The organism is Megasphaera sp. AF13-6AC, from assembly GCF_027685385.1.
GTDB lineage: Bacteria > Bacillota > Negativicutes > Veillonellales > Megasphaeraceae > Megasphaera > Megasphaera micronuciformis.
In genome coordinates this window covers 1-10,553 of the sequence record NZ_JAQCUN010000042.1, presented here as the reverse complement: position 1 = coordinate 10,553, position 10,553 = coordinate 1, and the positions used below count along the sequence as shown (strand labels likewise).

Below are 10,553 nucleotides of genomic sequence, written 5' to 3'. Positions count from 1 at the left end.
GTACTTCCCGCTAAAATTCCGAACCTTCTGGTAAACGGCTCGGCAGGGATTGCCGTCGGTATGGCGACGAATATACCGCCCCATAATTTAGGAGAAGTGATTGACGGGCTTGTCATGATGATTGACGATCCGGACGTAACGCTGGATCAGTTGATGACAAAGATTCAGGGGCCCGATTTTCCGACGGGTGCCAAGATTCTCGGTCGTGAAGGTATACTTAAAGCGTATTCGACCGGTCGCGGCAGCGTGAAGCTGCGTTCTTGTGCCGAAATTGAACCGATGTCAAAAGGGAAGAATCGCATTGTCATTACGGAGATTCCCTATCAGGTCAATAAGGCTCGGGTTATCGAAAGCATTGCCGACTTGTCGCGCAATAAGGATATTGACGGCATTACGGCGTTGCGTGACGAATCGGACCGTAAAGGTATGCGGATCGTCGTTGAATTGCGTGCCGACGTAAATCCCGACATTATCCTCAATAAATTATATAAACATACACAGCTGCAAGAAACATTCGGCGTTATCATGTTGGCTCTTGTGGACGGACATCCGCGTGTACTGACGTTGCGCGAAGTGTTGGCTTATTATTTGGAACATCGCAAGGTCGTCGTTACCAGACGTTGCCGCTTTGAACTGGATAAGGCTTTGGCGCGGGCACACATTTTGGAAGGGTTGCTCATTGCCCTCGATCACATAGATGAAGTCATTAAGACGATTCGTGAATCGGCTACGGATGAAATCGCCAAGAATGCTTTAATGAGCAAATTCGATTTGAGTGAAAAGCAGTCCATTGCCATTTTGGATATGCGGTTACGTCGCTTGACCGGTTTGGAACGTGACAAGATTCAGGAAGAATATGCCGAATTGGAAAAGACAATCGATTACCTGCGTAGTGTCTTGGCGGATGAACATAAACTCATGGGCATTATCAGAGATGAACTTTTGGAAACGAAGAAGAAGTATGCCGATAAACGCCGCACACAGATTGAAGCGGATACGTCGGAATTAAATGTAGAGGACCTCATTCCTAATGAACGTATGGTGCTGACCTTGACCAGACGCGGCTATATTAAACGTATTAATGCCAATGTATATCATACGCAAAACAAAGGCGGTCGCGGCATAAAGGGAATGGCGACGAAGGATGAAGATGCGGTTAACCATCTTTTGTATACGTCGGCTCATAATACGGTGCTCTTCTTTACCAACTTAGGTCGCGTCTATCGCTTGAAGTCCTATGAAATCCCCGAAGCAAACAGCCGGAATTCCAAGGGCATTGCGGCCATTAATCTTCTGCCTCTGTCGCAAGGAGAAAAGGTTAATGCGTTGATTGATGTCGACCAAGTCGATCCGCAAGCAAACTTGTTCATGGCGACGGAACGGGGGCTTGTAAAGAAGACGTCCTTACAGGAATTCAGTAATGTGCGCCGTAACGGTCTCATTGCTATATCGCTCATGGATGGTGACCACCTGGCTAAGGTTCGCATGACCAAGGGTGATCAGAACATTATTCTTGCTACGAAGCAGGGTATGGCTATATGTTTCAAAGAAACGGATGTACGGCCCATGGGCAGAAATACACGCGGCGTTCGCGGCATCACTCTTGCTGAAGACGATATGGTCATCGGTGCCGACATCCTGGCCGATGATTCACAAGTGCTTACGGTCAGTGAAGAAGGGTTCGGCAAGCGCAACAATGTAGACGCCTATAAGGTTCAGCGTCGTGGCGGTAAGGGCGTGAAAAACTTTAAGATTACGCCGAAGACCGGAGTCATTGTAGGAGTTGAAGTTGTTCGGAATACGCAAGAGCTCATACTCATCACTTCAAACGGCATCGTCATTCGCACGGATATTGAAAGTATCGGCGTTAAGAAGGGCCGCAATACGTCGGGAGTCAAGATTCAGCGACTTGAAGAAAATGACAAAGTGGCTGCTCTCGATACGATTTCCGTTGAAGGAAGCGATGAACCGGTACAGGATACGCTGATGTAGAATGTAAGAAAAGGCATTTTTGCTTTACGGCAAGAATGCCTTTTTTGTATACAAAGATAAACGTTTAAGCGTGTTTTGCATAAGTGGCAAGAAGAAATTAATTGCTATACGAATGACGAATAAGCCGTTTATTCCTATTTATACTGGGACGCCACTTTAATATAATTATTTTGTACTTATAAATATATATTAGACTAACTATTAAAAGTCAATTGGAAAATAAGATTTTTTGAATAAGACATCACCAGATGTTTTAGATAGCCCGGAGGCAGGCTTAAGCCTCAATCAGTACCTTGAAAATCGCATGACAAATAAAACATCTAAACAGGTGCTCTCAGAAAAGGATGTGAAGTTAATGAATTATCTTCGGTAGGCTTCGCCTGTAAGTTCCATTCGGTATATGGTGCGTACCAGTTTTTTCGTTGCATGACCGATAGCAACATTATAGTGCTTGCCTTCGCCTATCTTCTTTGAGAGGTAAGCTCCGAAATTCTCATCCCACTTGCAGACAAATTTCGCGGCATTGAACAAAGCATATCTTAGATAACGAGAACCTCGTTTCTCCATATGAGAATAGCTAGAATCCAGTTGACCTGATTGGTAGGTAGAAGGTGACAACCCTGCAAATGCCAGTATCTGATCAGCATAGTTGAATCGAGTGAAGTCACCAATCTCTGCAAGGATCATAGCTCCCATACGATAGCTAATCCCAGGGATTGTCATAATCGGAGAGTTACAAGTGTCCATGATGGATTTGATGGAATCTTCAATTTCATCAATCTCTTCCGTCATCACCTTAATCAAATGGATGGTGTGCTTTAGTTCCATTGATTTTGCCGGTATCACAGAGCCGATAGAGTCCCTGGCGGTGTTTCTTAAAGTAATCGCCATATCTCGTCCGTAATGGCCTTTAGAGGCTGTTTCTAGGAGATTTTTGAGATGGGTAAGATGACATTCGGTAATGTAAGAGGCTCCGGGAAGTTTGGACAGCAAGGAATACACCGAAGCCATATGAAGGCTGGGGACGAGTTTTTCCAGCTCCGGAAAAAGGATGTTTACAAGACGAGCTACGGAAGATTTGAGTTTTGCCCGCTCCTGAACCTTGTCGAAACGATAACGAGTTAATGACTTAAGTTCTTCGTTATGATATGATATGTCTGAGTAGGGCTTGAGAGTCTTATTAGTCATTAACATCATAGCAATCGAACGGGCATCGACTTTATCCGTTTTCGTCTTTCTAAGGCTTAGACCTTTTCTGTAAAGATTGGTATGTAACGGGTTGATAACACAGGTGGGTAGACCTTTATCAATGAGCGATCCGAGAAGATTGAGTGAGTAGTGACCGGTAGCTTCAAGACCTATTTTTATTTTGGTCTTATCATCAGTCACAGAGAACATCTTCTCATACAGCTCATCAAAGCCCGCCTTGTTATTCGGAATAGTAAATACCGGAAAGAGCTTATCGGCTTCTGATCCCAAGATGCAGCAATCATGTTTATCCTTTGCAACATCGATACCAACATAGATCATCCACATGATCCTCCTTAAAAGTATTTGACGCTGTATTGGATCCACAGGGCTCTCTGCCGATGTAACCTCGTTCTACATAAACCGTCATGCGGTATCTAACTGATTAACACTTTGACAAAGAGGCTGTGGTTGGAGCCTTTCTGTAACCGTCTATGCGGTAGGAGGCAAAGACCAATCCACAGCATCTTCAACAGCATACCCTATACCTTAGAACAGGTAAAGAATGGGTATGACTATATAATACGAGGAAGAATAAAATATGTCAGTTTACATTGCCTGTTGTTAACAATTTAAAGAAAAATTACGACTTCATTTTTGTTACGGTCAGAAGAGAACAGGTAGAGGAGGCATTACAGACCTTAAAGGATTGTCCCTGTAAGAATATTGTCACCATGGTAAATACAGCGGAAAGCTACGAAAAGTGGGAAAAAATACTGGGAAAAGGACGTTTGATTCCTGCATTTCCGGGAGCGGGGGGAGAAATGAAGGGAAAAGTGGTAAAGGCATCGTTGACACCGGCGCTGATTCAAAAGACAAGCTTTGGGGAAATTTCCGGAAAGAGGACGAAGAGAGTAAAACAATTGGAGAGCTTGTTTCGGAAAGCGAAAGTTCCCTATGAAATATGTCCTTCCATGGAAGAGTGGCAACTCTGCCACCTTGCTTTGGTGGTGCCTTTGGGGGATGCCATACGAGAAGGTAAAGGAAATCATTTGGATGCGGCAGGGAATCAGCAGTTGATGAAAAAAACTACACGTCGAATAAAAAGAAATCTATACCTTTTACAGAAAAAGGGAGTGAGAATCATCCCGCAAAAGTTAAAGTGCTTATCTTATCTTCCGGACTCGATTTGTACTTTCGCTCTTACAAAATTGTTTTGTTCAAAGATTGGAGAAATCTATATTTATCCTCATGCACATTATGCGGAGCAGGAAATGCTATATCTTCATAAGACTTTCTACCGGCATATGAGGAAGCTTTGATAGCCGGATTGGCATTTAATACTGTCAATTTTACTTAATCTTAGATTTGTTAAATTCGATTTCCATTTTTGCATCTGAACTTACATTTTATGAAGAAAAATCATAAAAAATTATTTGACGAAAATAAAAAAAATATTATAATTATTATTGCAACTTTCTTAAAAATAGATATTTACGATATTATTTAATGATTTATAGAAATCGTATCAATGGAAAGGAGAAGCAGATGACCAAACAAAAACTTAATCTTTTGGTAGGGTCTATTGGAGCATTTCTTGGAATTTTTGTCTTTATTGCCTATATCCCTCAAATTTACGCCAATTTACAAGGAAGCAAAGCGCAACCGTTTCAACCATTATTTGCTGCAATTTCCTGCCTGATTTGGGTTATTTATGGATGGACTAAAGAACCGAAAAAGGACTGGATTCTCATTATTCCTAATTCAGCGGGAGTGATTTTAGGGGGATTAACCTTTCTTACTGCTTTGTAACTTTATATAATGAATATACGAGCCGGCAAATTTTTTGGTTCTATAATAAATGTTGGGGTCAGCACCGAATAGGTGCTGACTTCAGCATTATTTTTTTGCAAAACAAAAGCATATGAGGCTCGCATGCTTTACAATAAAAGTGTCCAAGCCCTAAAGAAAGGATGCGATCTCATATGCCTACTAATGATTATATACAACCCTTCTTCAATATTAAAGGGGAATTTATTACCAATTTCTACCGGAAAGATGATTCATTAATCTATGAAGTGATACTTCCTGTTACAGAGCATACCTGCCCTTGTTGCGGGCAGACTACGAAATACATAAAGGACTACCGAGTCCGTACGATCAACTTAGGGAGTATCCACGGCTTATATATTTGTGCTAAATACAAGCAACGTAGATATTCTTGCCCTCAATGCACCCATTCATTTTCAGAAGAAAATCCCTTTATTCAGCGTTATAAACAATTAGGTATGACCACCATTGCTGAAATATTTCGCTTATTACATGAAGGGCTGAACTACACGACTATCGCTCGGGCTTGCCATGTCTCCGTAACTACCGTCATTCGGTATTGTTCCCTTATTTCTATTTCTCGCCCCAAAGAATTGCCGACCGTCTTGGGTATAGATGAGTTTAGAGGCAATGCAGCCGGGCAAAAATATCAGGTCATCTTAACCGACCCGGATAGCCATCATATTATTGATGTGTTACCGAAGAAGGATACGAATGCACTGTGTCGGTATTTCGCATCCTATAGCCGAAAAGCAAGCCAAAAGGTTCGCTTTATTGTGATGGATATGTCTCCGCAATTTAGGCTCGTCATGGAAACCTTATTTCCTCAGGCTCATATTGTGTGTGACCGTTACCATGTCTGCCGTTTAGTGGATTGGGCAGTAGAACGAGTTAGAAAACGTGAGCAAAAGAAGTTGGTACGCTATTCAGCCATGCTAAAGAGCAACAAGAGGATACTCATGAAACACCCCGGTAGATTAACGGATGCTGAGCTTATTAAGTTAGAAGAGATCTTACGGGTTTCCGATGACTTAAGAAAAGCATATAAATTAAAACAAGAGTTCATTCATATCTTTGAAAGACAGGGTAAGGAACGAATTACGCACCATTTAGAATGGTGGTTAAAGAGTGTAAAGACTGCTCAGTTAACGGAATTTAGGAACTTTTCCACATCCTTTGTTTCATGGAAAGGGCAGATAACCAATGCGTTCTTACTACCTTTTTCAAACGGCTATACGGAGGGATGCAATAACAAGATCAAAGTATTGAAACGAATAAGTTACGGTCTTAGACACTTTGGCCGCTTCCGAACTCGTATCCTATTGTTGAGCAAAAAGAACGACACCGAACACAATGGTGTTCGGTGCCAAAAAAACTTGTTGGTTAGCTAGACCCCAACATTTGCAAAAGAGCCATTTTTGCTTTACGGCAAGAATGCCTTTTTTGTATACAAAGATAAACGTTTAAGCGTATTTTGCATAAATGGCAAGAAGAAATTAATCGCTATACGAATGACAAATAAGCGTTTATTCCTATTTATCCTAGGACGCCACTTTGATATAATTATTTTGTACTTATAAATATATATTAGGAGGGGATGCTATGGGTGATTGGAAAAAGTGTATTGCCTTCATGGCTAAATATGTGCCTTTATGGGTTATCATATCGGCCGGTATCGCTTACATGTGGCCACACCTGTTTCGCGATTACAAAGTGGTGATTTCTCCCTGTCTGAGTTTAATTATGCTTGGCATGGGACTTTCGATGACTCCGCAGGACTTTAAGCTGATTATATTACGACCTAAGGATGTTATTATCGGTATTCTTACGGTATATATATGTATGCCCTTGGTCGGGATCGGCTTAGGTAAGGTTTTGGGATTATCCCCTATGCTTGCGGTAGGGCTTATCCTGTTGGGCTGTTCACCGACGGGAACGACGTCGAATGTCATGACCTTTCTGGCGAAGGGGGATAAGGCTTTATCCGTTACCATTTCCAGTATCAGCACCATGTTGGCGCCTCTTGTCATGCCGACCTTGCTGATGTTTTATGCCGGAACGTATATGAATGTTGACGGAATGGCGTTATTTATGAGCATCATTAAAATCGTTATTGTACCGGTGGTACTCGGTCTGGTCATTCGTAAGGCGGCAGCTAAGTATATGGATACTATCTTGGCACTCGTACCGGCGACCACTATTTTTGCCATTGTTACGGTAACACTGGTTGTTGTAGCCCTAAATGTCAAGTTGTTACAGGCTGTGGCACTGGAAGCGGCTGTGGCACTGGTATTGTACACCTTCTGCGGTTTGGCGCTCGGTTTTGCCATATCCAAGCTTTTGCGGATGCCGGCTGAAAAAGGTAAGGCCATGACCTTTGTTGTCGGTGTGCAGAATACGGCTTTAGCCGTAGCACTGGCCGTACAGTACTTTGATCCCGTAGCAGCCTTACCGGGAGCCATCGGTGTTGTATGGACTACTATTTGTTGTTCGTTTATAGCTTCTGTGTGGGCCGGTCGCGATGCTAAAGCGGGCGGCATGGGACAGTGAGATTAAAACGGCTTAATGTAAACGGAGGGAATGAAATCATGTCTAAATTTAATAAGGTTACACCGGAATTTGTTGAAAAACTGCGTAGCATTTTAGGAGAAAAAGGCGTTACGACGGACCCGGAAAAACTCCTGACCTTCCAAACGGATGAAGAAGGGAACTCCTACTGGTTCCGCACCCCGGAAGTGGTTGTTTTCCCGGAAACGACGGAACAAGTAGCGGCCGTTGTGAAACTTGCCAATGAACACCTCGTTCCTATTACGCCGCGTGCCGCAGGATCGGGCGTTGCCTGCGGAGCTATTCCCATTCACCACGGATTGGTTATGGAACTCGACAGAATGAATAAGATTCTGGAGCTGGATGAAGATAATTTATACGCCGTTGTTCAGACGGGTGTTCGTACCAGTGAAATACAGGAACAGTGCCGTCAACGGGGGCTTTTGTATGCCGGAGATCCGTGTAGTGCCGACAGCTGTCAAATCGGCGGTAATGTGGCAACCAATGCGGGCGGTAATAAGGCTGTTAAATACGGTACGACAAGAAATCAAATTTACGGCATGAAGGTCGTTACCCCTACGGGTGATATTGTAAACATCGGCGGCCGCTTACAAAAATGTTCGACCGGCTACTGCCTGGAACAACTTTTCTGCGGCTCTGAAGGCACCCTGGGGATTATTACGGAAGTAACGTTGAAGCTTCGCCCCTTGCCGCCTTATAAGTTTGACCTGGTATCTATTTTTAAGACTGATGATGAAGCCTTTACCTTGCCGAACAAGTTACTCAAAGCGGGGATTGAACCGACCAGTATTGAATACATGGATAACGAAGCACTGAAAATTTCGTCCAACTACTGCGATATTACATTGCCCCATGTAGATGAAGGGGTCTGCTACGTTATCGTAACGGTAGAAACTTTTGATGAAGATGAGTTGGACAGAAAGATGGAAAAGGCCGGCGATGTTTGTGAAGCGTGCGGTGCCATCGATGTCATTGCAGCGGATGAACGTATTTGGGGTTGCCGCCGCCAATTTGCCGAAGCGGCGAGAGACATCGATATTATGTTTGTTGCCGAAGATTTTGTCGTGCCCTTGGACAAGATTGCCGAAATCACATCCAAGCTTCCGGCTTTGAAAGCAAAACACGGCCTTTATACCGTTACGGTTGCCCATATCGGTGACGGCAATATTCACGTGTTGCCCTTGAATAAGGACGGTCTGTCGCCTGAAGGGTGGATGGAAAAGATGGAAGCCTTCCATGCCGATCTCTTTAAGGAAGTCTATGCTTTGGGCGGTAAGATGTCGGGCGAACACGGCGTAGGGTATAAGAAATTGAAAGAATTCAAACGCCATACGCCGGAAGGGGAACGCAATATTATTAAAGCCATTAAAAAAGCCCTCGATCCGAACAATATTATGAATCCGTCGAAAATTGTAGATATCGACGAATAGGGGAATATAGAGTATGGGGTATGGGGTATACAAGATTTTGTATGCCCCGTACTTTTTATGTATAAAGCGAAAAAACAGAGAAAAAGAGGTTGACAAGAGAAAGTGAATGCGGTAAGATAAACGAGTTGCCAAACGGCGAGTGACCTTTGAAAACTGAACAATACAAACCAAATGAACGCCAGAGTGCGAGGTCTTATGTATATAAGATTTCATTGAGTAAGTATGAACAAACAATAAGTAAGGACGAGCCAAAAAGAGCTCTTTCCATAGTATCATGGAGAGTTTGATCCTGGCTCAGGACGAACGCTGGCGGCGTGCTTAACACATGCAAGTCGAACGAGAGCGTAGAGAAAGCTTGCTTTTTCTACAATCTAGTGGCAAACGGGTGAGTAACGCGTAAACAACCTGCCCTACGGATGGGGACAACAGCTGGAAACGGCTGCTAATACCGAATACGTTCCGAAAGTCGCATGACTATCGGAAGAAAGGATGGCCTCTATTTATAAGCTATCGCCGGAGGAGGGGTTTGCGTCTGATTAGCTAGTTGGAGGGGTAACGGCCCACCAAGGCGACGATCAGTAGCCGGTCTGAGAGGATGAACGGCCACATTGGAACTGAGACACGGTCCAGACTCCTACGGGAGGCAGCAGTGGGGAATCTTCCGCAATGGGCGAAAGCCTGACGGAGCAACGCCGCGTGAGTGAAGACGGCCTTCGGGTTGTAAAGCTCTGTTATACGGGACGAAAAATCTTGTGGTTAATACCCATAAGAAGTGACGGTACCGTAAGAGAAAGCCACGGCTAACTACGTGCCAGCAGCCGCGGTAATACGTAGGTGGCAAGCGTTGTCCGGAATTATTGGGCGTAAAGGGCGCGCAGGCGGCTTCTTAAGTCTGTCTTAAAAGTGCGGGGCTTAACCCCGTGATGGGATGGAAACTGGGAAGCTCAGAGTATCGGAGAGGAAAGCGGAATTCCTAGTGTAGCGGTGAAATGCGTAGATATTAGGAGGAACACCAGTGGCGAAAGCGGCTTTCTGGACGAAAACTGACGCTGAGGCGCGAAAGCCAGGGGAGCGAACGGGATTAGATACCCCGGTAGTCCTGGCCGTAAACGATGGGTACTAGGTGTAGGAGGTATCGACCCCTTCTGTGCCGGAGTTAACGCAATAAGTACCCCGCCTGGGGAGTACGGCCGCAAGGTTGAAACTCAAAGGAATTGACGGGGGCCCGCACAAGCGGTGGAGTATGTGGTTTAATTCGACGCAACGCGAAGAACCTTACCAAGCCTTGACATTGATCGCAAGGAGTAGAGATACTCTGTTCTTCTTCGGAAGACGAGAAAACAGGTGGTGCACGGCTGTCGTCAGCTCGTGTCGTGAGATGTTGGGTTAAGTCCCGCAACGAGCGCAACCCCTATCTTCTGTTACCAGCACGTAAGGGTGGGGACTCAGGAGAGACTGCCGCAGACAATGCGGAGGAAGGCGGGGATGACGTCAAGTCATCATGCCCCTTATGGCTTGGGCTACACACGTACTACAATGGCTCTT

7 protein-coding genes and 1 rRNA gene are annotated in these 10,553 nt (G+C 44.4%); 7 read left to right on the top strand and 1 reads right to left on the bottom strand.

Going from position 1 to position 10,553, the window contains the following annotated elements; all coding sequences use genetic code 11:
• Positions 1-1,992: DNA gyrase subunit A (locus tag PGX78_RS03735; RefSeq protein WP_270445452.1), on the top strand; the 1,992-nt coding region annotated here is incomplete at its 5' end.
• Positions 1,993-2,352: 360 nt separating this feature from the next.
• Here PGX78_RS03735 and PGX78_RS03730 read toward each other — a convergent pair.
• Complete coding sequence (locus PGX78_RS03730) at positions 2,353-3,522, bottom strand: IS110 family transposase (protein WP_270445451.1); 1,170 nt, start codon at positions 3,520-3,522, stop codon at positions 2,353-2,355.
• Positions 3,523-3,794: 272 nt separating this feature from the next.
• On the opposite strand from PGX78_RS03730, the gene PGX78_RS03725 reads away from it, so the two are divergent.
• From PGX78_RS03725 to PGX78_RS03700, 6 genes are all read left to right on the top strand, one after another.
• Positions 3,795-4,502 (top strand): hypothetical protein, encoded by a 708-nt coding sequence (locus PGX78_RS03725; protein ID WP_006941997.1) that lies wholly within the window; start codon positions 3,795-3,797, stop codon positions 4,500-4,502.
• A 226-nt stretch (positions 4,503-4,728) separates the two neighbouring features.
• Positions 4,729-4,992 (top strand): SemiSWEET family transporter, encoded by a 264-nt coding sequence (locus tag PGX78_RS03720; protein ID WP_270445450.1) that lies wholly within the window; start codon positions 4,729-4,731, stop codon positions 4,990-4,992.
• A 173-nt stretch (positions 4,993-5,165) separates the two neighbouring features.
• On the top strand, positions 5,166-6,401 hold the full coding sequence (locus PGX78_RS03715; RefSeq protein ID WP_270445449.1) for an ISL3 family transposase: 1,236 nt from the start codon (positions 5,166-5,168) through the stop codon (positions 6,399-6,401).
• 211 nt (positions 6,402-6,612) lie between these two features.
• Positions 6,613-7,560, top strand: a complete 948-nt coding sequence (locus PGX78_RS03710; protein ID WP_270445448.1) for a bile acid:sodium symporter family protein — start codon at positions 6,613-6,615, stop codon at positions 7,558-7,560.
• A gap of 38 nt (positions 7,561-7,598) precedes the next feature.
• Positions 7,599-9,008: an FAD-binding oxidoreductase gene (locus tag PGX78_RS03705; RefSeq protein ID WP_270445447.1), complete on the top strand. Its 1,410-nt coding sequence runs from the start codon at positions 7,599-7,601 to the stop codon at positions 9,006-9,008.
• A gap of 271 nt (positions 9,009-9,279) precedes the next feature.
• Positions 9,280-10,553, top strand: a 16S ribosomal RNA gene (locus tag PGX78_RS03700); the annotation flags it as partial.